This is a genomic window from Diplocloster hominis, from assembly GCF_032380655.1.
Lineage (GTDB): Bacteria > Bacillota > Clostridia > Lachnospirales > Lachnospiraceae > Diplocloster > Diplocloster hominis.
The window spans coordinates 15,832-41,998 of sequence record NZ_JAWDIY010000003.1; the positions used below are offsets into that span (position 1 = coordinate 15,832).

Below are 26,167 nucleotides of genomic sequence, written 5' to 3' on the forward strand. Positions count from 1 at the left end.
TTCTATTTATCATTTCTATTTCAGAAGACCAGGCCCTACTCGGTATCATCACAGCTTTTCCGAATAAGTTATCCTAACATTCTCATGATATTCTCGTATAAGAAGTCTTTCATCTCTTCCACAGTCACTGCCTCGGAGATATCTTCCTGATGGAAATAAATCATAAAGCTCATAATCTGGGACAGAAGGGCCGTGCGCTGCAGCACCGGCGATATCTCACGCCGGAATACGCCTTCCTCAACTCCTGCTTCCACGAACGCCGTCAGGATTTCGTTGATTTCTTTGCAGTATCCTTCCTGGCGTGCCATCTCTTCTTTCAGTGAATTGGAAAATTCAAACGATCCGTTTGCCATCCGGAACAGCTGCGTAAAGGAACTCTTATGCCTCGCATCAGACTCAATCCACTGGAAAACTGCGTAAATCCTGTCTTTTGTACTCGTATATTGCCTCAGTAATCTTCGGATCTTCTCAATGCGCTGCCCTACGTCATAGAACAGCGCTTGTATTATAATCTCTTCCTTGCTTCGGAAATACTCATAAGCGGTACCTTTACCAATTCCGGCCCTGTTGGTAATGTCGGATACTTTTAACGTATTGATATCCACGCCGTCTTCGATCAGTGCGATCACCGCGTCAAACAGCGCGATTTTCTTGGCAGACATTTCCATTATTCAATCTCCTCCTCGGTTATGTCTTTTTTCCGGTTGAACAAGTCATAGATACACGGCACTACAAACAGGGTCAGCAGGGTGCCATAGGTCAGCCCGCCGATCGTGACGATGGCCATAGGCTGCACCATATCCGCGCCCATACCAAAACCGGCAGCCATAGTGGAGAGTCCCAATACAGTCGTCATAGCCGTCATCAGAATCGGACGAAGCCGGGTCTTTCCTGCTTCCACGATCGCCTCTTTTTTCTCCATTCCTTCTCTTCTCAGCTGATTGATATAATCTACCAGCACGATACCATTGTTAACAATAATTCCGGAAAGCATGACGAAACCGATCATAGCGATCACGCTGACTTCACTGCCGGACAGGAACAGTCCCATAAATCCGCCGGTAAAGGCCAGAGGAATGGTAAACATGATGATAAACGGAGACAGCAGTGACTGGAACTGGGCCACCATGATCAGATACATGAAAACCAGCGCCAGTAGCAGCATTTTGATCACCTGGACCATGGCTTCATTGATCGTCTCATCCTCACCGGCCATCTCGATGCTGTAACCATCCGGAACCTGATACTGATTCAGCTGCTTCTGTATTTCGCTGCTGACCAGGCCGATATTGTGATCTTTATCAATGGAAGCGGATACGGTAATACAGCGTTCATTTCCAATCCGGTTGATGGACGCAAGCCCTTCTCCTTCTGTAAATGTGCAGAGTTTTGACAGCGGCACGTCTTCTTTCTCTTTGTCCTTATTCGTAACACTTACGGTAAGCTTCTCCAGGTCCTGCCGGGTCAGCTCCTCATCTTCCCCGTCTTTCACGACCACATCATAATCCTTGGCCTCTGTCTGAAGAATGGTGGCCGCTTTGGCATCCGCCAGCCTGGCCTGTACCTTCTGATATACTTGCGCCACAGTCAGGTTATATTCCGAAGCCTTCTCTTTATTTACAATAATCCGGAACTCCGGCGTGGTCTCCTCCATGCCATCATTGACATCCGTAGTCCCTTTGGTATCGGTTATGATCTGTGCCACATCGCCGGCCATCTCCTGAAGCTTATCCAGCTCACGGCCTTTTACCCGGACGGAAATACCGCTGCCGCCCAGAGCGCTCATATCCATAGTGTTCGTACTTACAGTAACTTCGCAGTCCAGGTCCTGTGTCAGTTCTTCTATGCTGTCTGCCACTTCCGCATTGGTCATGGTCTGGTCTTCCTTCAGAATCAGATACAGGGAGGCCGCGTCAGTGGAGCTCTTTCCCATTCCCATCATGGAACCGGAACTGACCATAGCGCCCACGGTATCCACATCCGGGATCGTGGTCAACCGCTCAATCACCTGATCTGTCATGGCTGCCGTCTCCGAAAGCGGAGCATTGTCCGGCATCTTCACGTCCACAGACACCTGAGTGCTCTCCATCTCCGGCATAAACGCCGTACCTCTGGAAATGGCTCCAAACGCACTGACTGCCAGCAGGACCACCACTGTGATCAGGACCACAGCCTTATGCCGCAGCGACCATGCGATTCCTTTTCCGCACACTCCCTGCAGCCGGTCCAGAATCTTATGCTCTTTCTCTTTTGTATTCTTAAGCAGGCCGGCCGACATCATCGGGACCAGAGTAAGCGCGATAAACAAGCTGGCCAGAAGTGAATAAGCGATCGTCAGCCCCATGTCCACAAAAAGCTGCCGCGTGATTCCCTGTGTAAATATAATCGGGGCAAATACGGAAATGGTCGTCAGCGTGGACGCCATAATAGCTCCGGACACCTGTCTCGCTCCGTCAATGGCCGCTTTCTTGACCGGTACGCCCTCATTCCTAAGCCGGTAGATATTTTCAATGACAACAATGGAGTTATCTACCAGCATACCGACTCCCAGTGCCAGACCGGACAGCGAGATAATATTGATCGTCACGCCGGAAAAATACATCAGCACGATAGCCGTCAGGATACTGATCGGAATCGAGCAGGCGATTACCAGCGTGGGCCTGATATCCTTCAGGAACAGCAACAGGATCAGTATCGCCAGAAGTCCGCCGAACAGCATATTTTCCAGGACAGAGTTGATCACCATGTCAATATAAATTCCCTGGTCCATCAGGGCCGTAAACGTCAGATTTTCATTTTCCGCAGCCAGTTTATCGAAACGGTCCTGCAGCCGGTCCGATACATCCCCCGTGGAATACCCGGTCTGCTTTTGTATGCTGAACATAATGCCCGGATTTCCATTTATCTTAGCGTAAACCTGGTCGCTGTTGTCCGTATAAATAACATCTGCCACATCAGAAAGCCGGATCGGTTCCAGCCCATCCATGCCCATATCCAGCAATACCAGATTTTCCAGATCTTCCGTGCCGGTCACTTTATCACCGACCCGCACCAGATAATCCACCCGGTCTTCCGTGACGTAACCGGCAGGCATGGAGAAGTTCTGTGCCAACAGGATCTGCTTGATCAGATCCGTATTAATTATTTGATTCAGGTCAGAATTATCATACGCCGAATCCTTCGTATCATCGAACTGCTCCCTGGCCGTGTCCATCTGCTTTTCGCCCATTTCCAGCATGGCCTTGGCGCTGCCCATCTCCACCGCAGCCTTGGACTGTCCTTCCACCAGCTGCTTCATTGCATCGTCCGTTTTCTCTTTTATTTCCGGGAAGGCATCCTGTGCCTCCTGAAGCTTGACCTTATTATCCGCCAGCTCTTTCTTGGCCTCAGCCAGTTTCTCCTCTAATTTACCGGCTTCCGCCATGGCAGTGTCATAAGCCGCCTGTATCTGTGCCAGTTCCTCTTTTGTCACCGGCAGCTGGGAAGCCTGCTGGTCGATCTGATCCAGAGCCCCCAAAAGGCCGCTCTTTAGCGCATCCAGTATCCCCTTTTGGACCTCCACGGGCATATTCTGGATTCCCATCTGAATCGCCTGGTTTATGGCCGTTTTCTGCTCTTGTGTGAGCGCACTGGTATCGATCGCAGCTAACATCTCCTGCAAAGCTGCCGCCTGTTCCGGCGTAATCGCCCCTGGTGTCAGGGAATTCAAGAAATCCAGCTGCTGCTGTATCCGCGCTTTCGCCTGTTCCAGAGCGTCCAGGCCCTCTTTCGCGGCTTTCAGCTGCTGTTCCAGCTCCGAAGCTTTTCCTTTCGTCTCGTTCAGTGTATCCTCCAGCGTACTGACCAGCTTCTCCCCCATCTGTACCAGACTCTGTGCTGTCGCGATCTGCACCTCACCCTTGGCGATATCCAGCTTGCCGTTGAGAATCTGGGTCTCCCCTTCCGCCATCTTCCCGGAAGCCTCATTCAGCCCATCTTCCAGTTTCTTCTTCCCATCCTTAATCTCAGACTGGGCATCCTCCATCTCCGACTCGGCGTCTGAGAAACTGTCATCCAGCGCCGCTCTCACTTTCGCATTGGCCTCGTCCACCTTATCCTGCCGGATAATCACCTGGACACTCTCCTCGATCTCACCGGTAGCTGTAACACTGGCCACACCCTCCAGGCTCTCAATATCCGGTACCACCTTATCATTTACCAGATCGGTAAGTTCCGAAGCGCTCAATCCCTCGCCGTCCACAGCCGCCACCATCACCGGCAGCATATCCGGATTCAGCTTCATGATAAGCGGATCACCGATATTATCATCCCAGTACGTCTTGATCTGATCCAGGCTTTCCCGCATCTCAATCGTAACGGAATCCATATTGGTCGTCTCCGAAAACTCCAGAATGACCATGGAGACATTATCAGAAGAAACCGAATTAATATTCTCTATATTACTAATGGTGGCCATGGCCGACTCCACCGGTTTGGTCACTTTCTCTTCCACTTCTTCCGGGCTGGCTCCCGGGTCTGTCGTCATTACGATCGCATAGGGCAGGTTCATACTGGGAAACAGATCCGTAGTCATCTCCGAAAAGGAAACGAACCCCAGGATCAATATCAACACCACAGCCACCACTACCGTATACGGTTTCTTCACGCTAATCTTCGATAACATGCCGCTCCTCCTTGCGCTTGCCTCTTACTGTCAAAACAATCCGACCGACCAACCGGTCGGTCACTTTCCTCATTATAATGGGCCCTCTGATTCGAGTCAATCCTTTCAAATATTAAACTTTTATAAACTATATTAGGGGCCGGAGAGGAAAGGGGGAGCCGGGGATTCGGGGCGGCGGGGATGGGAGGGCTGAGCCGGGGCTTTTGTCCGGCCGAAACAGCGCACGCTTCACTGGCCGGGCCTAAGGGGGAAAGGATGGACCGGAAGAAACACCGTGCCTATTCGCTGAGAATTTTTGATAAAATTCTCGCTCAGAGGCACTCAAATTTTTGCAGGGAAGCAAAAATTTGGTTTCTCCCGGTCCACCCTTTCCCCCTAAGGCCCGGCACAGTTCGCGTGAGCCGTTTCGGCCGGACAAAAGCCCCGGCTCAGCCCTCCCATCCCCGTCGCCCCGAATCCCCGGCTCCCCCTTTCCTCTCCTACACTGGTTCAAGCTTGACATTATCAATAATCTATCCTATTCAATATTCTCCCTGTTAGATCCAGTCGGCCGCCCTTCACCTGTCAGCCCTTACCAGTGTAGTTGGGAAAGCGGTCTGGGTGATCAGAGGCAGACAGTACGGGCAGACTTCCGGCGGGCAGGGAATCCCCTTGCTCCCGTCTCCGGCCAGGTTTTTGTTCACCATGAAAAGACATAAGAAACGGTTACTAGTTACACTTGCGGAGGAGTCCGGAAATCCCCATTTTTCAGGGCACTGTTTGAGCCCGCAGGGCGAGTTTGCCCTGGAAAATGTAATAGGGGATTTCCGGACTCCGGAGCTAGTGTAACTTGTAACCGTTTCTTTGTCTTTTCATGGTGAACAAAAACCTGGCCGGAGACGGGAGCACGGGGATTCCCTGCCCGCCATAAGCCTGCCCACACTGTCTGCCTCTGATCACCCAGACCGCTTTCCCAACGGCCCCAACTGGCCCTTCCAACTCCCGCCTCCTTGAAAAGGCCCTAAAAAATAGTCGACAAGCCTGGATAATTAGTTTATAATCATTGCGAAAGGACGTGCTGACTATGGGATTTACTTTTATTAAAAAATTACCTACCCCTTCGGAGATTCGGGAACAGTATCCGATCAGCGAAGAGATTAAGAAAATAAAGGAACAGAGGGATGCTCAGATCCGTGATGTGATCACTGGTGTCTCGGATAAGTTCCTGGTAATCGTGGGACCTTGTTCCGCAGATAATGAGGATGCGGTGTGCGATTATGTAAGCCGGCTGGCTGAACTTCAGGAAGAAGTGAAGGAACGGCTTATTCTGATTCCCAGAATTTATACGAACAAACCCAGGACAACCGGCGAGGGGTATAAGGGGATGGTACATCAGCCGGACCCGGAGAAAAACCCGGATCTTCTGGCAGGGCTCATCGCGATTCGGAAGATGCATATCCGGGCCATTGAGGAAACCGGACTGACTGCGGCGGATGAGATGCTCTATCCTGAAAACTGGCGTTATCTCTCAGATATTCTATCTTATGTGGCCATCGGCGCACGGTCTGTGGAGGATCAGCAGCACCGGCTGACGGTCAGCGGTTTTGACGTGCCGGCGGGTATGAAGAATCCAACCAGCGGGGATTATTCCGTCATGCTGAACTCGGTGGTGGCTGCCCAGCACGGACACAGCTTTATTTACCGGGGCTGGGAAGTTAAGACGGATGGAAATGAACTGGCTCATGTTATTTTACGCGGAGCTGTCAATAAACATGGTTCCTGTATTCCCAATTATCACTATGAGGATCTGAACCGGCTCCTTATGATGTATGATGAGCGGGAGTTAAAAAACCCGGCGGCAATTATCGATGCCAATCACGCCAATTCCAATAAGCAGTACGTGGAACAGATCCGAATCGTGAAAGAAGTTCTGCACAGCAGGCGGCATTCCCATAATATACACCGTCTGGTCAAGGGTGTCATGATCGAAAGCTACATAGAACCCGGCGCACAGCGGGTAGGAGAACATGTCTATGGAAAATCGATCACAGATCCTTGCCTGGGCTGGCCGGAATCGAAACGCTTAATACTGGACATCGCAGAATTATGCTGACATTACCTCATAAAAAGTGTATACCGGATCAGAAATATCAATTAATTTTTCGATTTCCAATGGTAATTTCAGCTGTCGTACTGTATTATTGTCATTGGTGTTATTTGTTAGTCGCATAACTAATTATACCAAAAAATCGCTGAAGTCTCACGACCTCAGCGATTTTTCTTTTAAGGGAGTTTTTTTACAGCCTCTTCTATCCTTTTCCCAGCAGATCCGAATGTGACCCTGTCCGGGAAGCGGTCAAAATCAGCTTCTTCCGATTGACCACATAAATTAACAGCCAATCCCTCGAAACATGGCACTCCCGGAATCCGGCATAAGTCCCCGACAGAGCATGATCATGGTATTGCTCTGCCAGCTCCTTCTCCGCTAACAGCATATCGATCACCTGTTCCAGCCGGCACATGTCATAGCCACGCTTTTTCAGCCGTTTATAATCCTTTCGGAATTGGCCGGTGGTTTCCAGTTGCAGCATTATTCTTAGTCCATTTCTTTATTTAATTCTTCAAATAATTCCCCTGCCGAAGCATAGGTTTTCGTACTTACCTTTCCACCCAGGATATCCCGTGCTTCCTGCATGGAAACTTCTGTTTCTGTATTATAAAGAGGCTGTTTCATATCAGAAGGCAAACCTCCCTCCATAATACATTGGCGTAAAAACAGATCAATGGCATCCGATAGGGTTATCCCCATGTCTGCAAACAATTTTTCCGCTCTTTCCTTAGTCTCCGGATGAATCCGTACCTGGATACTGATGGTTTCAGCCATAATATGAGCCTCCTTTTCTCCTATCAACTATTATATGTAAAATAACCGATTCGTATAGTAATCAGATAATAAAACTCTCACCAACGCAGGAGCCCAGTGACGCAAGGGATTGTTGCCGCGGATCGGGACAATCGTTCCATAAATTTGAACCCGGCCCTCAAAACAGATGGAACAAAAGACGGGAGACCCTGGCAGGGTTTCTCCCGTTTTCTATTCCATCTGTTCTTAGGTCTGGCCGATGCCAGCTGGAACCTGTCCCTTTTTGTCGCCTTCTGGGGCAACGTCCCAGCGTCACTGGGCTTCGTTCCCCTAATCTCTTCCTCCCGCAGCTTATGTCTATTTTCTGGGATGCGCCTTCGCATATACCTCCCGTATATGACTGCTGTTGATATGTGTATAAATCTGGGTCGTGGAAATATCGGAATGCCCCAGCATCTCCTGTACCGCTTTTAAGTCTGCCCCATTCTCCACCAGATGGGCCGCAAATGAATGCCGTAATGTATGAGGGGTAATATCCGCCTCGATCCCGGCCCTCTTTGCATAATATTTGATCAGCTTCCAGAAACCCTGACGGCTCATAGGCTTACCGGAACAATTGGTAAACAAGGCTTCACAGCCCTCTGAACCGATGAAATGGCTTCTCGCGTTTTCCATATAATTCTCAAGCGCCCGCTGGGCGGCATGTCCAAACGGAATGATCCGCTCCTTCTCACCTTCCCGGCAGATAATATAATTCATCTGAATATTCACATCTGATGCTTTCAATGTAATCAGCTCGGTTACGCGGATACCGGTGGCATATAAAAGCTCCAGCATGGCTTTGTCCCGGATCTCCTTCGGAGTGGTACCGTGCGGCTGCTCTAACAGCAGAATGACATCGTCCGTGGAAAGCACATCCGGTATTTTTTTCTCTACTTTGGGTGCCTTTAACACTTCCGCCGGATCCTCTTTTACAATTCCCTGGCGGAATAAGTAGATAAAGAAAGCCTTTGCCGACGCGATGCTCCTGGAAATAGTTGCCGCCGCAAAGCCTTTTTTCTCCAGATACAGAATGTATGAGTTCATATTTGTGGATGTAATATTCCTTACATCCATAACCCCCTGACCATACATGAATCTGGCCATTTTCAATAAATCTCTTTGATAGGAAATTTCCGTATTGTTTGAGGTCTTCTTTACCTCATGCAAATACGAAATAAATTCCTGTATTTCTTTTTCCATACACTCATCCTTTGCTTTCCGGCTGACACACCCTCTGTATTCCTTACTGTCTCTTCTCCTGATACGCCCCTGTATAATTTACATAATATTGCGTTATATCTAGTATTATAAGCATAAATTCCGAGAAAATCAAATGTAAATTTACTTAAAACCCCAGGGTTCATGCGGGTTTGACATAAAAATACAACATATCGGCGACCCATTTCAAGGCAGCACAATATGTTGTTTCTATTTCATTAAAAATTTTTTAATATCAGCTTTAAAAATCCGGTATTTACATAAGTTTCCAGGAAAGTCCCTGCCAGGATTCCTCCCACAGTCATAACCAAAACCAGTATATACGGAACAATCAGCTGCTTCTTCGGCTGGTAACTGCTGCCGGAAAGATATTTGCCATAATACAGTTGGGCAGACATCCCATGAACCTTAACCAGAAAGAATATCAACAGCGGCACATAGATTACATACTGCGGCAGGATACCGCCCACACACAGCATCAGCCCCTTTACCCCGAATTTCATCACCGACATGGACAGAATCATTCCCGCAGAAAATCCGTACCAGACGAGATACAGCCAGACCGCCGGGCATCCTAAAACCGTGACTCCCATGATCCATAGGAAAAGAATACCCACAGACCGTTTTCCCAATATGTAGAAAAAAAGATTTCCATAATCAATTTCCATATATTTATATTTGCTGAGAAAATAATCACTCAGAATTCCGGTCTGGTTCAGATAATTTTTACCGAATAAATTCGCAAACAGCACTCCGCCGATCAGTCCTGCCATAAACAGCAGAATAAACAGTTTTTTATTTACCGCTGTCTTTCCTGTCCGAAAAATCTGCACATGGATGCCCCTTTCCAACTACTCTTTTCATTCTATGCATCCGGTGCGGGAATTAGACTGGAACCCTGAAGTCTTAACTGCAATAATTCAGCTTGTACGCCAGTATGGCGGACACGGTCTTCGAGTCCTGAAGCACGCCTTTATAACAGAGCTGAACCAGCTCATCCAGCTCATGTTCCTCCACATCCACATACTCGTCCTCGTCCAGATGCTGCCTGGAGGGAATCAGATCTCTGGCCACATAGACATCGATAAACTCATTGCAAAAAGCAACCGTAGTCCGAAGCGACAGCAGCAGTTCCAGATTCTCAGAGCGGTACCCGGTCTCTTCTTCCAGCTCTCTGGCCGCACATACTATGGTTTCTTCCTCCTCGCTGTCCCTGCCTCCCGCCGGGATTTCCAGCGTAAATCGGTCCAGGGCATTCCGATACTGCCGTACCATCAGGATCTTCCCTTCCTTCGTGACCGGCACCACCGCCGCTGCCCCTTTATGTTTAATAAAATCCCACTCCGCCACATTCCCGTTGGGAATCTGCACATAGTCCTTATAATAGTCGATCACCGCTCCCTTATGGATCAGTTCTCTCTTAAGCCTCTTATACACTTCTGCCATTTGACACGCTCCTTCTATTCAATCCTTCCTAAACTTCAACAGTAATCAAGCGTCATTATACCACTGGCCAGAATCTCTTACAAGTATATTTGCCGGCAGAATCAAGCTCACAAAAAAAACACCCCAAAACCGCATCCCGCGGTCTGGGGCATTTCAACATTCCTATTTTGCGTAATCTGTAACCCTGGATTCCCGGATTACATTTACTTTGATCTGGCCCGGATATTCCAGTTCGGACTCGATCTGCTTGGAAATATCTCTGGCCATTAATACCATGTCGGCATCGCTGACCATTTCCGGAACTACCATTACACGAATCTCTCTACCTGCCTGAATAGCAAAAGACTTCTCCACTCCCTTAAAGGCATTGCTGATATCTTCTAACTGTTTCAATCTGTTTGTATATGTTTCTAACGTTTCTCTTCTCGCTCCCGGTCTCGCCGCCGAAATCGTATCGGCCGCCTGTACCAGGCATGCGATCAGACTTTCCGGTTCCACATCCCCATGGTGGGATTCAACCGCGTTGATTACCGTGGCCGATTCCTTATATTTTCTGCATAAGTCAACACCGATTTGAATATGTGAGCCTTCTGTTTCATGATCGATGGATTTTCCGATGTCATGTAATAAACCGGCACGTTTTGCCATTCTAACGTCCACGCCAATCTCGCTGGCCAACAGACCTGACAGCAGTGCCACTTCAACCGAATGCTTCAAAGCATTCTGGCCATAACTCGTCCTGAATTTCATCTTTCCTAACAATCTGATAAGTTCCGGATGAACGCCGTGAACGCCTGCTTCCAGCGCCGCAGCCTCTCCCTCTTCGCGCATCATGGTTTCTACTTCCTTCTGCGCTTTTTCGACCATCTCTTCGATTCTGGCCGGATGAATCCGACCGTCCACAATCAATTTCTCCAGTGCGATTCTCGCCACTTCACGTCTGATCGGGTCAAAGCTTGAGAGGATTACCGCTTCGGGCGTATCGTCAATAATCAGATCCACCCCGGTCATCGTCTCCAATGTCCGGATATTCCGGCCTTCCCGGCCGATAATCCTGCCCTTCATTTCATCGTTCGGCAGCTGAACCACGGAAATCGTCGTCTCAGCCACATGGTCTGCCGCACATTTCTGTATGGCGTTTACCACATACTCTTTCGCTTTCTTTGATGCTTCTTCTTTTGCTCTGCTCTCCATCTCTTTGATGAGAACAGCCGTGTCATGTTTTACTTCGTCTTCAACAGTTTTCAACAGATATTCTTTTGCTTGTTCGGAGGTAAGTCCAGAGATTCTTTCCAGTTCCTGTACACGTTTGGCATGAAGTTCCTGCACTTCCGCCTTTTTCTTTTTTAAATCTTCTTCCTTTGCTGAAATAGAAGACTCGCGCTTTTCCAGGTTGTCCGCTCTTTTATCCACAGATTCTTCCTTGGAAAGTACTCTTCTTTCATAACGTTGCAGCTCAGCCCGCCGTTCCTTGGTCTCTTTTTCCAGTTCATTTTTGGTCTTTAAAGATTCCTCTTTGGCTTCCAGCAGGGCTTCCCTTTTCTTGGTTTCCGCGGTTTTCAATGCTTCATCTATTATTTCTCTTGCTTTGTCTTCCGCACTACCGATCTTGGACTCTACTACATTCTTCCGATAAGCAGTGGCGACAATCCAAGTAATAACAGCCACAACCAACGCGACTACAACAGCAACAATGATCGTAGTTGGCACAGGAGCACCTCCTTATTTAGTTTTCATTGTACGTAAAAATACAACACTTAAATTTTATACTTTTTTATGCATTATGTCAAGTTACCCAAAGAATTTTCCACAATAAATTGTGAAAGTCCTAAATTTTACATAAAACAGGATTTTCACAGTTGGGCTGTTACAAAAATATCATAAATTGCACGAATCGCAGTCTCAAAATCACTGTTTTTCACACCAATTATGACATTTAATTCGCTGGACCCCTGGTCGATCATCTTAACATTTACCCGGGCATGGGCCAGTGCCGAGAAGATGCGTCCGGCGGTGCCGCGCGTAGCCTTCATTCCGCGTCCCACCACAGCGATCAGCGCCAGGTCGGATTCCAGTTCCACGATATCCGGATGCACCGCGCGGTGGATTCCCGCGATCACCTGCTGCTCTTTATCGACAAATTCCGACTGCTGCACAAAGATCGTCATCGTATCGATACCGGACGGCATATGTTCAAAAGAAATACCATTGTCTTCAAATACTCCCAGAACTTTCCTGCCGAAACCGATCTCAGAATTCATCAGATCCTTATCCACGCTGATGGAGGCGAAGCCTTTCTTACCGGCGATTCCGGTAATCGTATACTTGGAACTGCGGCAGGTGCTCTCCACGATCAGTGTACCTTTCTCATCCGGTGCGTTGGTGTTCCGGATATTGATCGGAATCCCTTCCTTTCGCACAGGGAAAATGGCATCCTCGTGCAGCACGGTGGCGCCCATATAAGCCAGTTCCCGCAATTCCCGGTAGGTGATGGTCTCAATGACCTCCGGATTGTTGACGATCCTCGGGTCAGCAACCAGGAAGCCGGATACATCGGTCCAGTTCTCGTACAGGTCCGCGTGAATCGCCTTTGCCACCAGGGAACCTGTGATATCGGACCCCCCTCTGGAAAATGTCCGGATCGTGCCGTCATCCAGCGCCCCGTAAAATCCGGGTATGACCGCATGCTCCGCGGACTTCAGCCGGTCATTCAGCATTTTATCTGTTTTTTCAGCGTTCAGACTGCCGTCTTTTTGGAAAAAGATCACGGTGGCCGCGTCGATAAATTCATATTCCAGATAGGCCGCCAGCACGATCCCGTTCAGATACTCCCCGCGGGAGGCCGCATATTCACTGCCGGCTTTGCCTGCGAACATCTCCGCAATTTTATTAAACTCAGCGGCCAGAGATAGTTTTATGCCCAGGCCCTGGATAATTTCTTCATATCTGGCTTCTATCTTTTTCAGCAGCTCTTTAAAATCTTTTCCATTTTCTGCCGCCTCATAGCATTGATAGAGCATATCCGTAACTTTTGTGTCATGAGAATATCTCTTTCCGGGAGCGGATGGCACCACATACCTTCTGGAATCCTCCTGACAGATAATATTCTTTACTTTTTTAAACTGTTCGGCACTGGCTAACGAACTTCCGCCAAATTTTACTACTTTCTTCATTTCTTTTTTCTCCCTCTTGCTCGTTCATTCTATCTTTCTGTATGTCTTTATAATATGTACATTTGTTTTTGCAAGAAACACACGCTAATAAAATACCTCTTTTCACTAAAAAATGCAAGTATTTTCTATTCTTTTTTCCTCTTTTTGTAATCTTTCGCTTCTTACCGGTTTTTCATGAATCTCTCTGTCTCGCCAGTCCTTTACCGATAACAACCGTTTTCCCTCCACCTTTCCCTCTTACATCATTCATTTTTTATGGGAATATACAAACACCGGAGTTGCCTGTTCAGACAATTCCGGTGTCACTTTTTAGAAAGAATAAAACGCCAGCTATTCCGGTGCACCCCCGGTTTCTCCTATCTACATCGGTACATGTGCAAATGCAAACACGAATCATTATTCTACAGTAAATATACCGATTTTTTCCCGGTTACACATTTTCGGCTGCTGTTTCTACGGCAATATATCGATTAATCTTGAACATCAATTAAGACCTTCATAGTTTTTTCCTGATTCTCATCGATGTACTTGTACGCTTGCAAATACTCCTGGAACGGAAAATGTTTTGTCATTAACGGGCGTAACCGGATTTTCTTTTCTTCTGCCAGTTTTATTGCTTCTATGTAGTCTTCGTTTCTATACATCATCGTCGTATTCAGATCCAATTCATGATCATTCAGAACTGCCAAATCCACATTTGCCATGCCGGCGTACACCGCCACCAGAATAATCGTGCTGCCTTTTCTGGCATATTGAATGGCCTGGCCCATTGTAGTATCATTTCCGGCGCAATCATATATGACATCCGCTTTATCAGGGCCAAAGTGTTCCAGTACAACGTCCCCAAAATTTCTTTTCATGGTGTTTTCCGCAAAGTCAATTCCGCATTCCCTTGCGATACCGAGTCTGATATCACTCACATCTGTCACCATCACTTTGCCTGCGCCTTTTGCTCTTGCCACCTGGGCCACAAGATTGCCGATTGGCCCGGCTCCAATGACAGTAATATTACCGCCGGTAATATCTCCTGCCCGGTTCACAGCATGAACAGCTACTGCCAGCGGTTCTATCATCGCTCCTTCGTCATAGCTCATCCCATCCGGCAGCTTTGTTACTTTGGAAGCGTCAACCGCAAATAGTTCGCTAGCCACCCCAGTCGTCTGAAATCCCATAACTTTTAAATTTTCACAGAGATTATATTTTCCGTGATTACATGGGTAACACTTACCGCAGAAAACCTGTGGCTGGATCGTAACTTTTTGCCCGGGCTGCAGATCCCTGACATTACAGCCTGTTTCAACAATCTCGCCGCTGACTTCGTGCCCCTGTGTAACCGGATATTTTGTAAATGGATGTTTGCCGTGATATACATGAATATCACTTCCGCAGATGCCAATACGCTTAATTTTTACAACCACTTCATTATCTTTGGCAACCGGATCCGGAATATTTTGAAAACGGATCTCCCCAGGCGCCGTCATTACTTGTTGAATCATTTTTACCTCCTTGGATGCTTTTTTTGCACATAAAGGAATGGGTGAACATCTTTTTGTCCAACCTTACACCTCTATCTTATTAATATAGTTTTATAAATAGTTTTATCAAAGTATTATTATATTAGCATACTATACAAATATTGTCAATAAACAATGCTCTGGCTTACTCATTCTCTGGCTTACTCAATATTCTGCTTTTATTCCCCTAACGTGTTTCCGTACACTCTCCTCCTTCTGCCAGAAAACGGATTCAGTCAGGGAATTTCTCAAAAGGTCAACTCTTCCGGATGATAAATAAAACAGCGCGTTAGTAACATAGAAAGGTGCCTGTCCCCGGAAGTCAGTCCTATTCGACCGTACTTCCATGGATCAGGCACCTTCCTGTGCGTACTCCTATGATCTAATTCTAAAACCGGATTACACGCAGCTTTTACAATTGGTTAATATATTCTTCAATGGGGATAATCGCAGCGCCCAAAGCGCTTGACTCCTGCTTACACCTGCCGGCAGACAGGAACACGTCCCCGGGCTGTTCAAACGGATCCAGTTGGGCAACCTTTGACTGAAGCTCCTGAAGCCATGGCTCCATATAGCATCCGACATATCCACCTAAAATAATATCGCAGTCAAAAGACATGCGGATATTAATTATCAATTGAGCCAGATGCTCGATATACTCATTCCATACAGCCTGCTTTTCCATGTTACCTTCTCTTAAACTATCAAAAAAAGCTTCCAGTTTTTCTTCCTTAGGGGTCAGCACCAGCGCGGAGCAATAAGCATCCGCACATCCCTGCTGTCCGCAATAGCACTGTCTGCCATTGTTCACGATTCGCAAATGCCCGAATTCACCGCTTCTCTGGTTGCTCCCTCCATACCTATTTCCATTAATAAAAATTGCACCGCCAACGCTATTACTAAGTGATAAATATACCATAGTACTGTTCTGCGGTAAATTCCTTAATTCCGCTGAAGCCGCGGCATTTGCGTCATTTACAAAGTAAGCTTTCCATGGCAGCAGGGAACTGATTGCTTTACAGGAAACATTCCGGATATTTAACACATGGGAATCTGCGATGATAGTACCATCCTCATTTAATATTCCGGGTATGGAAACACCCAGCCCGACTATTTTTCTGGTATCGATTGGATGTTCGCCTACAAAGGCCTGTATCATAACGGCTAATTTTGAATAGTATTCATTGGTATTCATGTAAGGCAAAACCAGTCTCTTATGAAACAGAATATTTTCGGACAGATCAATTAGAATGATACGAACGTGATTCTTTGTAATTTCAACCCCGATGGACAACGCCGCATTAGAGATACTTGTAATAACACCCGCTTTCCTTCCGCCTGTGGACGCAAACCGGCCGCTCTCTTCTACAACTCCCAATTCCTGTAATTCCTTAACGTTCTGTAGAATCGTCGGCATACTAAGCCCCAGCGCCAAAGATATGTCCTGCCGTGAGGTTGTTTTACTCCGAAGAATATATTTCAATATGTTATTTCGGTTTTGTTTTTTTACTTCTATACTAACTCCAGAACTTTTCATATTTACCCCCAGAGACGCATTTACTGCAGCCTGCCACCATTTTATTTTGTCTTTTACAAAACACTTTTTATAAGTATACAATAGATTTCTCTTATTTTCAACAATTTAGCCCGCCAGGTAATTTAACCCCTGCTGGCATATTTCCGTCAAATGAAATATAATAGACCTAAGAAAGCAGTTCCCCTATTAAATTTCGGTCGGAAATCTTTGTTTTCAGCAAGTTTTCATTCGTATAATATCCATGTCAATCACCCATTTACAAAGGATTCCATCCGATTCACTCACCTATAATAAAACAGTACTCACCAAAGCAGGGAAGAGAGGAACGCGGCGGGGCCTTGGAACCGGGCGGAGCTTCTCGTGGGGCCAAATCACTTGAGACCGGACCTTAGAACGGCTTACGCAGAAGGCTGGAGAACCTCGCAGGGCCTGGAACACTGTCCGAGCCGCCCTTTGGCGAGTTTGTTCCGGGCCCTGCCAATGAGAGGTTCTCCTGCCTTCGGAGTTAGCCGTTCTTAGGTCCGGTCGAAGTGATTTGACCCCACGAGAAGCTCCGCCCGGTTCCAAGGCCCCGCCGCGTTCCTCTCTTCCCGGCCCTCAGTAAAATTAACATGGAGGAAATACATGAAACAGATATTTTTAGTCGAGGACGATAAAGCGATAGCCAGGAACCTTATACGATTGCTCCACTCGGAGGGCTTCGAAGTCACCCACGCTCCCACGCGGGCGCAGGCCCTTACTGCTCTTGCCGGCAATCATTTCGATCTGGCGCTGGTCGATATTTCCCTGCCAGACGGAAATGGCTTTACCGTATGCACGGAAATCAAAGATTCTCAGGACATTCCCGTTATCTTTCTGACGGCATCCGATGATGAGGCGAGCGTGGTTACCGGGCTGAACCTTGGCGCCGACGATTATATCATCAAACCTTTCCGTCCCCGTGAATTGATCGCGCGGATCGGAACCGCTCTGCGAAGAAGTGTGCGCCCCGGGTCGGTGTCTGAGATTCACGGGGTTCAAGTGGACGTGGCCAGTGGCGTCGTGAAAAAAAACGGAAAAGAGATTTATCTCTCCGCTCTGGAATACCGTCTGCTGCTGGTGTTCATCAACAATCCTAAAAACATTATCACCCGTGACCGGCTGTTGGACGAATTATGGGATGCCGCAGGTGAATTTGTCAATAATAATACCTTAACCGTCTACATCAAACGGCTGCGGGAAAAGATCGAGGATGATCCGGCTGATCCGCAGATTATACTCACTGTGCGTGGTACAGGGTATAGACTGGGAGGCGGCTATGTTTCGGAATAGAGAGAACCGGCAGTTTGCAGTGGTGTTTGTCCTGATCACCGCTGTCTTCTCGGCCGTGGGATTCGCTGTTACTCCGGCAGCGGGAATACTGGCTCTCGCCTGCGCCGTTGCCTTTGGGACAGCATTTTTTGTCTATACAAAAGCCCGTTATAAAAGCATTGCACGGATTACAGACCAAATCGATCTTGTACTTCACAATGCCGACCATATGTTTATCAGCGAGTCTGACGAGGGAGAACTCTCCATCTTGCAAAGTGAAATAACGAAAATGACGCTGCGGATCAGGGAACAAAATGACGCCTTGAAAAAAGAGAAAACCCACCTGGCGGACTCTCTGGCCGACATCGCCCATCAGCTGCGCACCCCCCTCACCTCCGCCAACCTCATTCTGTCCCTGCTGAAGAATAACCCCGAAAAAGCCGAACGGATGGCTCTCTTGCGGGAGACGGAAGAATTATTTATACAGATGGACTGGCTGATTACCTCTCTGTTAAAATTATCCCGTCTGGACGCCGGAATTGTGGTTTTCCAAAACGGGCAGACAGACGCAGACCGCTTGATACAATCCGCACTCCGGCCATTTCTGATCTCAATGGAGCTGCACTGCATTAAGGTACAAACGGAAATACCGAAGGGGATCGTGATCTTTGGCGATTCCGGCTGGCTCTCAGAGGCAATCCAAAATATCCTTAAGAATTGTATGGAAAGTGCGGGAGAGAATGGAAAGATCCAAATTACCTGTGAGGATACCCTGCTGTTCACGCAGATTACTCTACATGACAGCGGCCCAGGCTTTGCCGACGAAGATTTGCCCCACATATTTGACCGGTTATACCGCGGGAAAAATTCCAGCGCGGCGGGTTACGGAATCGGATTGGCCCTCTGCAAGACAATTATCATCCGCCAAGGCGGAACAATAACCGCCAAAAATCATCCCCAGGGCGGCGCTGTATTTACCATCCGTTTCCCAAAGTGACGAATCTCTCACCGAAAAGTCACCGTCATGTAAGGGTAAAGATCTATTATATGGGTAAACCACAAGTAAGGAGGCTCACATAATGGAGTTTTTGAAAATTGAGAATCTGTGCAAGGTCTACGGAAGGGATGAGAACCAGGTTATCGCGTTAGACCACGTTTCTCTTACTATCGAAAAGGGGGAATTCACAGCAATCATCGGTTCCTCCGGTTCCGGCAAATCCACATTGCTCCACACCATCGCCGGTGTGGATGTACCGACAAGCGGAAAGGTGTATTTGAATGGACAGGACGTATATGCGCAAAGTAATGAAAAACTTGCCATTTTCCGCAGACGGCAGGTTGGTCTGATTTATCAGTTCCACAATCTCATTCCCACCTTGAATGTGGTGGAAAACATTACCCTGCCGATTCTGATGGACAAACGAAAGGTAAACAAAGAAAGGCTGAACGATCTGCTGGATCTGTTAGGGCTGCAGGACCGCAAAACTCATCTGCCAAACCAGCTCTCCGGGGGCCAGCAGCAGCGTGTCGCGATCGGGCGCGCTTTGATGAATGCGCCGGCCGTCATGCTGGCCGATGAACCCACCGGCAGCCTGGACAGCCGCAACGGACAGGAGATCATCCATCTGCTGAAGGAAAGCCATGAAAAGTATCACCAGACTTTGATCATCGTCACCCACGATGAAAACATCGCTTTGCAGGCAGACCGGATCATTACCATCGCAGACGGTAAAGTCATGCGGGATGAAAGGCAGGTGGAAGGGTAATGAATATTTTCAATAAAGTTGCCCTGCAGAGCCTGAAAAAGAATCGTACCCGAACGATCGTCACGATTATCGGCGTGATTCTGTCTGCCGCCATGATTACGGCAGTCGCCACTTTTGGCGTTTCTCTGCTGGACTATATGACAAAGGGTGCGACAAAAAAATACGGTGATTGGCAGGCAGCGTTTTTGAACGTAGATTCTTCCTTTGTACAGGAACAACAGCTGAATCAAGATGTGAAAAACACGGTAACCTTTGAAAATATCGGTTATGCAGCACTTGACGGCGGTGAGAATCCGAATAAGCCGTATCTTTTTATAGCCGGTTTCGATCAGGAAAACTTTGACGCTCTGCCTGCTCCCCTGCTCTCAGGCAGGCTTCCTGAAAACAGCGGCGAGATCCTGGTCTCGGGGAAAGTCGCATCCAACGGCGGTGTATCCTATGCGGTAGGCGATACCATTTCCCTTGCCGTGGGAAGCCGCATGAAAGGAAATGAGAAGCTCGGTCAGAGTGATCCCTACACAGCCGGGGAGGAATCACTTCTGCCGGAAACCAGGAAAACCTACCGGGTTGTCGGTATCTGTCAGACGCCTGTTTTCGAGAAAGATTCCGCACCGGGTTACACGTTGATAACCAGGGCGGATACAGCAGACACGGCGGATCAGCTCAGTTTATTTGTCACCCTGAAAAATCCGCGGCAGGTTCATTCGTATGCAGATACCGCGGCGGACCGGCATTCCTATATCCTGAATAATGATGTTCTGCGGTTTATGGGATTATCAGACGATCCATCCGATAAGATTTTCAATGGACTTCTGTATACAGTCGGAGGAATTGTGATAGCCATTATCATGATAGGTTCCATCTTTCTGATTTATAACTCCTTCAGCATCTCACTGAACGAACGTACGCGGCAGATTGGGATTCTATCCTCTGTAGGCGCCACCGCAAGGCAACTGCGTAATGCGGTACTCTTTGAGGGACTTTGCATCGGAGCGGTGGGCATTCCGATCGGTGTTCTCGCCGGCATTGGCAGTATCGGGCTTGTGATTACTGTTGTGGCCAAGAATTTTGGGACCCTTCTTTACGCTGATGTTCCCTTAACCTTGCATATATCCATTCCCGCGATTGCCGGCGCTGCAGCCGTCAGCATCGTCACGATATTGATATCCGCCTATATTCCGGCTAAAAAGGCCGCCGGCACGCCGGTGATGGAATGTATCCGACAGACGAACGAAGTGAAAGTGGAATCCAAAGCAGTGAAAACCTCCAAACTGTCACAGCGCATTTACGGGCTGGAGGGAATCCTTGCCCTGAAGAATTTCAAAAGGAACCGGAAACGTTACCGCAGTATTGTGCTGTCGCTGGTATTAAGCATCGTTTTATTTATAGCAACCAGCGCTTTTGTGACGGATCTGAAAAAAGCGTCGGAACAGACCAAAACGGTTACCACCTATGACATTGGTTTTGGCACGCAGGATATGGACGACGGCTTAATGCTGCAGCTATACGACCAGCTGAAAAATGCCGATGGTATTTATGACAGCTCCTATCAGGCATATGTGGAGTATTCCTGCATGGTTCCCGCAGGCAGTCTCGCAGAGGACTACTGGGAATCTGCCGGAGGACACTCGCCGGACGGGAATGGGATTTCAGCGGATGGGACGGTGAATCTGTCAATGGGAATCCAGTTTCTGGATGACAACACTTACCTGCATATGCTGGAGAGCCTGGGTCTGCCTGAAGAAGAATATACCGGTCAGAATGCAAAAATGATCGCCGTTGCCAAAATGCAGAACAACAGCAGTCAGGCGGAGAATGTGGAACAGCTCCCCGACCTGTTCACAGATTCCTCCATGGATTTTACCATCACCCCTCTAACAAACAAAGGGGCCGGTACAGGCCAGGGTCAACACTTAACCATTTCATTTTTCGATTTCGTCCCGCCGGATACACCTCCGATCACAGGTACAATCGGTCAGCCATCCTACGTTTTCCAAACGCTGGCTCCCTGGTCGCTTAAAGATAAGCTGGCTCCTCCCGACAACGCCGCAGATGTCAGGGTCAAAGGCCTTACTTTTCGGTCAGAGAATCCCCCGAAGTCGGCGGCGGAAATGAAAACCGTGATTCAGGGCGCCGGTATCACATCCGCATATATCCTTTTGAATACCTCTGAGATGCTTGAGGAAAGCCGAAATTATATTTTCATTGCCAATGTATTCGCTTATACGTTTATCATAATGATTTCCCTGATCGCGGCAGCCAATGTGTTCAACACGATCTCAACGAATATCAAGCTGCGACGGCAGGAGCTGGCCATGCTTCGCTCTGTGGGAATGTCCGACCGGGATTTCAACAAAATGATGCGCTTTGAATGTGTATTCTACGGCATGAGAGCTTTGCTTTTCGGGCTTCCTTTAGCAGTTATTTCTTCCTGGCTTATTCACAGAGGGATGTTCATAGCCGGAGCAGACAGCATTGCTTTCACGCTGCCATGGGCCAGTATCGGGATCAGCGTATGCAGCGTGCTTCTCGTAATATTTGTCACCATGATGTATGCCGTCGGCAAGATCAAAAAAGAAAATATTATAGAAGCACTGCGGGACGACATGACTTAAACCTGATTCCGTCAGGTCCTGATATGGCTCCCGGCCGGTGTCCGGACCACCTCGATCTGGTTATTCAGCCGCTCCTTCAATTCCCCCACATGGGAAATAATCCCGATCAGCCGGTCGCCTTCCACCAGGGACATCAGGGTGCGCACCGCCTGGTCAAGCGCCTCGGAATCCAGCGATCCAAACCCCTCATCCACGAACAGCGTCTCGATCTCGATTCCGCCCATGTGATTCTGAATCACATCCGTGGTTCCCAATGCCAGGGATAAGGCCGCCTGGAAAGCCTCTCCGCCGGACAAAGTCCGCACCGGCCGGTATTTTCCCGTATGGGCGTCGAATACCATCAGTTCCAGACTGTCATGTCCGTGGGCGGCCCGGTCGATCCTAGACAGCTCATAGCGCCCTGTGGTCATATCCCGCAGACGGAAGTTCGCCGCATAGAGCACCTGATCAAAATAACTGCCGCTGACGTAATCCTCGAACAGGAGCTTTAAATGGTTCTTCCCATCCCCCCTGGTCACCTGGGCCAGATCGCTGACTTTTCCGAACAGGTCGTTTTTTTGATCCCACTCGCCCAGTTTTTCTCCCAGAGACAGGCTGGCCCGCCGGTTGCCCTCCAGCCTGGCAGCCAGCGTCTCCTTTTCTTTGGACTGTTTTTGTTTTTCCCTTCGCTTTTCCTCCAGGGCCAGGGTCAGCTCTGTCAGATCTTTGATCTCTTTTCCCTTCGTTTCCCGCTCCAGACGTTTTTGATTCTCCAGGGACAGATGCAGCTGCTGTTCATAGCTTCGGATCTCCCGTTCCAGGGCACCGGCCGTCTTCTCGTCCAGGAAACTGCGGCGGTAGCTGTCCGGGCTTACATAGCCCTGCCGGTTCAGGATTTTTTGAAATTCCTTCTCCGCCTGTTCCAGGTTTTTAAGCGCTTCCGGCAGCTCTTCTTCCATATGTTCCAGAATCGTCCGCTGGCCTTCCGTTTTCAGCTGGCTGGCGCGCAGCGCTTTTTGCAGCTTCTCCAGGTCCCGGATCTGATGTGAGATTTCTTTTCGAAGGGCGGAGACATCCTGATCTATGGTCACTTTCGCCAGATTCCGGTGCTGCTCCACCGTAAGCTTCGTCTGGTCCCGTTCCCCTTTCAGGCCGGCCGCTTCCTGCTGCACTGCCGTCAGCTGTTCCCCGGCCTCCTGATATTCCTGTTTCAGACGCTTCAGGGTTTCTTCGTCGGGGACCTCCTTCGTCACCCTCGCTTTCTTTGGATGCTCCGTGGAACCACACAGCGGACAGGGCTCCCCTGCCTTTAGCTCCTGGGCCGCCAGGCCGATGGCGGCCCTTCGGTAAGCCCGGTCCTTATCTTCGAAACGTCTGCGTTTTCTCTCTTCCTGTGCTTCCAGCCGGAGATATTCCTTCTGCTTCTGGGCCAGTTTCTGCTCCGCCTGCTTCAGCAGTCTCTGCTGCTCTTCCAACAGGCTTATATGGGTGAGACGTTCCTTGCACTCAGTGAGATAAGGGGCCAGATGCTCCTCCCCGTCCGGCAGCAGCTTCTGTTTCTCCAGTTCAAGTGCCTGGGCTTCCCGGCTGATCCGTATCCAGTTCTCTCTGGCTTTCTCTAACTTTTCTCCCGCCTCCTTATACTGCTGGTCCGCCTTTTCATACGCCACTTCGTATGGTCTGACCAGACGGGCCCGGCCGGCTGCAGAGAGTTTTTCCTTCTTTTGCGCTATCTCCTCCTGCCGCTTTTGAAGGCGGATAAGTTCCTCCTTTACCTGGGCAAGCTGTGTGAAAAGCTGGTTCGTCTGCCGGGCTTTGGTGCATTCCGCCACCATGGAGTTTTCTTCCTTTTCCAGCCGTTCCCACTGTTCCCTCTGTACCCGTCTTTTCTCCCGGTCCTCCCGGATCAGATCCAGGAGTATCCGGCTTAATTCCTGATAATTCCGGTTCTCAGACCGGTAAGCCGCATGCCAGTCTTCCCTGTCCGTCACCACGGCTGAGAGGGCTTCGTCGATTTTATTGATCAGCTCGGTCATCTGTTCCTTCAACCGCCGCTCCCTGTCCCTCAGACTGAATTTTAGCTGCTGGTACATATTCAGATCGAATATTTTACTTAAGATCTTCCGGCGTTCTTTCGGCTCCGCGACCAGAAGCTGTGTATATTCCCCCTGGGCCAGCATGGAGATCTGTTTGAACTGCCCATAGTCCAGGCCCAGCAGTTCTTCCACCTTGGCCTTCACGTCCAGCAGCCGGTCATACTCTTTTCCGTCCGGCATCGTCAGCAGGACCGTGGGTTTTGCCAGGAGCATCCCGCTTCCCTTCCGCTTCGGCCGTTCATACTCCGGTGTCCGCCGGATGCGGTACTCCTCCCCTTTATGCAGAAAGCACAGTTCCACGTAGGTATCTGTATCGGGCTGGGCAAAATCACTGCGCAGCTGCCTCGTCTCCCGAATGCTTCCGCTCACATTCCCATACAGTGCAAATGTGATCGCGTCAAAAATCGTGGTCTTGCCGGCACCGGTGGGACCAAAGATCAGAAACAGCCCTTTTTGGGCCACACGCTCAAACTCTATCACTTCCCGGTCCTTATAAGGTCCCCAGGCGCTGATGGTTAGAATAACTGGTTTCATAGGCAGTCCCTCCCCAGCGAATCACGGATGACTTCCGTCAGGATCTGCCGCCGTTCCTCATCCAGTTCCTCGTCCGTCACATATTGATAAAAGTCGGAATACAGCTCTAAAATGGACTTGTCCGGTTTCTCGATCTCCTGCAGTTTCAGCTTGTCTGTATCCCGGTAATGCCGTTCCACCACGACCTGCAGGACATTGGGGTACACAGTCCGAAGCCTGCCGATGGGATCGTCCAGCTCATCCTTGTCCGTCAGCACCGCGCGGATAAAATCATCCCTTCCCTCGCCCTGATCAGCCGCATCGGCCAGCAGCAGCTTTAGATCTCCTCTCAGAATCCTCATCTCACGCAGCGGTTTTAACGGGACCTTAGTTACCAGGACCTCTCCCTTTTTCCCAAGCTCCACCAGATTCACGCTTTTCTCCTGCAGCGCTTCCGAAAAAGAGTATTTTAACGGAGTGCCTGCGTAATAGGCCGGCCTCTCTTTGATCTGCTGGGGTTTATGGATATGTCCCAATGCCGTGTAGTCAAAGCATGCAAAGGCCGAAGCCTCCACCTGGTCCAGTCCTCCCACGACCACCCGCGTCTCCGAGTCGGACAGTTCCGGCTCACTGCCTGCGTCGGTCACGAAATAGTGAGTGACCAGTACATTTCTCATGCCAGGGTCAAGCGGAAGCTGACGGATGATCTTCTCAACGCCTTCCCTGCAGCTTTTGATCTCTTCTTTCAGATACAGCTTCATATCGCCTGGTTTCATAAACGGCAGCAAAAAGAAAGCCACTTCTCCGAAATCATCAGAAAAAGTGACTTTCCGAATCTCTTTCTCACAGACCCCCGCCAGATGCAGCCCCTGCCGCTTCAGGATATTCCCGGCGAAGCTTAAACGCTCCGGTGAGTCATGATTGCCGCTGACCGCCAGCACACAGATCCCCTGTTCTATCAGATCCGTCAGAAATTCATCCAGAACCGTCACCGCTTCCGCCGTGGGAATGGAACGGTCATAGATATCCCCGGCCAGCACCACGGCGTCCACCTTCTCCCTGACCGCCAGCCCGGTGATCTGACCGAGTATGTACCGCTGGTCCGGCAACAAGTCACATTCATGCAATACCTTCCCGATATGCAGATCCCCCGTATGAATAAATTTCATTCGTTCCTCCAGTGCCGCATTTACTGCGGCTGAACTATCCTTCTACTACCAGATACTTTCCGTTCGGCAGGGAGAAAACTTCCGATGCGTCTTCCAGGTCATCATCGCTCATACCATCGATATCCATACCATTTTCATCAAAATATTCCCGGACATCACTGAGTGAATCCAGTACCACTGCCATACAGTCTTCCAGGAAAGCCTCCGCCTCCTCCAGTGTCTCTGCAACCGGTTCATCAAACAGCTGCGACTGCTTTCTCAGAAATGTAGCCAAACACTCATCATCATACTCGTACATATGACA

20 protein-coding genes and 1 pseudogene are annotated in these 26,167 nt (G+C 49.0%); 5 read left to right on the forward strand and 16 right to left on the reverse strand.

Annotated elements, in window-relative coordinates; genetic code table 11:
- Positions 1-68: 68 nt before the first annotated feature.
- From ABC831_RS03760 to ABC831_RS03770, 3 genes are all read right to left on the reverse strand, one after another.
- Positions 69-662 carry a TetR/AcrR family transcriptional regulator gene (locus ABC831_RS03760; RefSeq protein WP_343246908.1) on the reverse strand — a complete coding sequence of 198 codons (594 nt, stop codon included), beginning with the start codon at positions 660-662 and terminating at the stop codon, positions 69-71.
- Between the two features lie 5 nt (positions 663-667).
- Positions 668-4,663 (reverse strand): efflux RND transporter permease subunit, encoded by a 3,996-nt coding sequence (locus ABC831_RS03765; RefSeq protein WP_343246909.1) that lies wholly within the window; start codon positions 4,661-4,663, stop codon positions 668-670.
- A 557-nt stretch (positions 4,664-5,220) separates the two neighbouring features.
- The gene (locus ABC831_RS03770; protein WP_343246910.1) at positions 5,221-5,349 is read right to left on the reverse strand and encodes a hypothetical protein; all 129 of its coding nucleotides are present in this window, start codon (positions 5,347-5,349) and stop codon (positions 5,221-5,223) included.
- Positions 5,350-5,726: 377 nt separating this feature from the next.
- On the opposite strand from ABC831_RS03770, the gene ABC831_RS03775 reads away from it, so the two are divergent.
- Entirely contained in the window at positions 5,727-6,755 is a 1,029-nt protein-coding gene (locus ABC831_RS03775) for a 3-deoxy-7-phosphoheptulonate synthase (RefSeq protein ID WP_343246911.1), read from the forward strand.
- On the opposite strand, the pseudogene ABC831_RS26465 reads toward ABC831_RS03775, so the two are convergent.
- The 10 genes and pseudogenes from ABC831_RS26465 to ABC831_RS03820 form a co-directional block, all read right to left on the reverse strand.
- A pseudogene (locus tag ABC831_RS26465) lies at positions 6,756-6,872 on the reverse strand (transposase); the annotation flags it as partial.
- Positions 6,873-6,951: 79 nt separating this feature from the next.
- Positions 6,952-7,233 carry a type II toxin-antitoxin system YafQ family toxin gene (locus tag ABC831_RS03780; RefSeq protein ID WP_343246912.1) on the reverse strand — a complete coding sequence of 94 codons (282 nt, stop codon included), beginning with the start codon at positions 7,231-7,233 and terminating at the stop codon, positions 6,952-6,954.
- A 5-nt stretch (positions 7,234-7,238) separates the two neighbouring features.
- The gene (locus ABC831_RS03785) at positions 7,239-7,526 is read right to left on the reverse strand and encodes a type II toxin-antitoxin system RelB/DinJ family antitoxin (RefSeq protein ID WP_343246913.1); all 288 of its coding nucleotides are present in this window, start codon (positions 7,524-7,526) and stop codon (positions 7,239-7,241) included.
- 336 nt (positions 7,527-7,862) lie between these two features.
- A complete protein-coding gene (gene xerD, locus ABC831_RS03790) occupies positions 7,863-8,747 on the reverse strand; it encodes a site-specific tyrosine recombinase XerD (protein WP_343246914.1) in 885 nt (294 codons plus the stop codon).
- A 236-nt stretch (positions 8,748-8,983) separates the two neighbouring features.
- Positions 8,984-9,598, reverse strand: a complete 615-nt coding sequence (locus tag ABC831_RS03795) for a stage II sporulation protein M (RefSeq protein WP_343246915.1) — start codon at positions 9,596-9,598, stop codon at positions 8,984-8,986.
- A gap of 73 nt (positions 9,599-9,671) precedes the next feature.
- On the reverse strand, positions 9,672-10,211 hold the full coding sequence (locus ABC831_RS03800; RefSeq protein WP_343246916.1) for an NUDIX hydrolase: 540 nt from the start codon (positions 10,209-10,211) through the stop codon (positions 9,672-9,674).
- Positions 10,212-10,373: 162 nt separating this feature from the next.
- Complete coding sequence (gene rny, locus ABC831_RS03805; RefSeq protein WP_343246917.1) at positions 10,374-11,921, reverse strand: ribonuclease Y; 1,548 nt, start codon at positions 11,919-11,921, stop codon at positions 10,374-10,376.
- Between the two features lie 143 nt (positions 11,922-12,064).
- The gene (locus tag ABC831_RS03810) at positions 12,065-13,384 is read right to left on the reverse strand and encodes an aspartate kinase (protein WP_343246918.1); all 1,320 of its coding nucleotides are present in this window, start codon (positions 13,382-13,384) and stop codon (positions 12,065-12,067) included.
- Between the two features lie 470 nt (positions 13,385-13,854).
- A complete protein-coding gene (locus tag ABC831_RS03815) occupies positions 13,855-14,880 on the reverse strand; it encodes a zinc-dependent alcohol dehydrogenase (protein ID WP_343246919.1) in 1,026 nt (341 codons plus the stop codon).
- A gap of 430 nt (positions 14,881-15,310) precedes the next feature.
- Positions 15,311-16,435, reverse strand: a complete 1,125-nt coding sequence (locus ABC831_RS03820; protein WP_343246920.1) for an ROK family transcriptional regulator — start codon at positions 16,433-16,435, stop codon at positions 15,311-15,313.
- Positions 16,436-17,059: 624 nt separating this feature from the next.
- On the opposite strand from ABC831_RS03820, the gene ABC831_RS03825 reads away from it, so the two are divergent.
- The 4 genes from ABC831_RS03825 to ABC831_RS03840 all read left to right on the forward strand — a co-directional run bounded on the left by ABC831_RS03825 (position 17,060) and on the right by ABC831_RS03840 (position 22,106).
- Complete coding sequence (locus tag ABC831_RS03825; RefSeq protein ID WP_343246921.1) at positions 17,060-17,746, forward strand: response regulator transcription factor; 687 nt, start codon at positions 17,060-17,062, stop codon at positions 17,744-17,746.
- Complete coding sequence (locus ABC831_RS03830; protein WP_343246922.1) at positions 17,733-18,722, forward strand: sensor histidine kinase; 990 nt, start codon at positions 17,733-17,735, stop codon at positions 18,720-18,722. Before ABC831_RS03825 ends, ABC831_RS03830 begins: the two co-directional genes overlap by 14 nt.
- An 82-nt stretch (positions 18,723-18,804) precedes the next feature.
- Positions 18,805-19,491: an ABC transporter ATP-binding protein gene (locus tag ABC831_RS03835; protein ID WP_158352655.1), complete on the forward strand. Its 687-nt coding sequence runs from the start codon at positions 18,805-18,807 to the stop codon at positions 19,489-19,491.
- Positions 19,491-22,106: an ABC transporter permease gene (locus ABC831_RS03840; protein ID WP_343246923.1), complete on the forward strand. Its 2,616-nt coding sequence runs from the start codon at positions 19,491-19,493 to the stop codon at positions 22,104-22,106. Before ABC831_RS03835 ends, ABC831_RS03840 begins: the two co-directional genes overlap by 1 nt.
- A gap of 11 nt (positions 22,107-22,117) precedes the next feature.
- Here the strand turns inward: ABC831_RS03840 and ABC831_RS03845 are convergent, their stop codons facing one another.
- From ABC831_RS03845 to ABC831_RS03855, 3 genes are read right to left on the reverse strand one after another with little or no spacing between them, the layout of a single operon-like run.
- Positions 22,118-24,715, reverse strand: coding sequence for an AAA family ATPase (locus tag ABC831_RS03845; protein ID WP_343246924.1), 2,598 nt, complete (start codon positions 24,713-24,715; stop codon positions 22,118-22,120).
- Positions 24,712-25,863 carry an exonuclease SbcCD subunit D gene (locus tag ABC831_RS03850; RefSeq protein ID WP_343246925.1) on the reverse strand — a complete coding sequence of 384 codons (1,152 nt, stop codon included), beginning with the start codon at positions 25,861-25,863 and terminating at the stop codon, positions 24,712-24,714. Before ABC831_RS03850 ends, ABC831_RS03845 begins: the two co-directional genes overlap by 4 nt.
- Positions 25,864-25,897: 34 nt before the next feature.
- Positions 25,898-26,161, reverse strand: coding sequence for a glyoxalase (locus ABC831_RS03855; protein WP_343246926.1), 264 nt, complete (start codon positions 26,159-26,161; stop codon positions 25,898-25,900).
- Positions 26,162-26,167 lie beyond the last annotated feature (6 nt).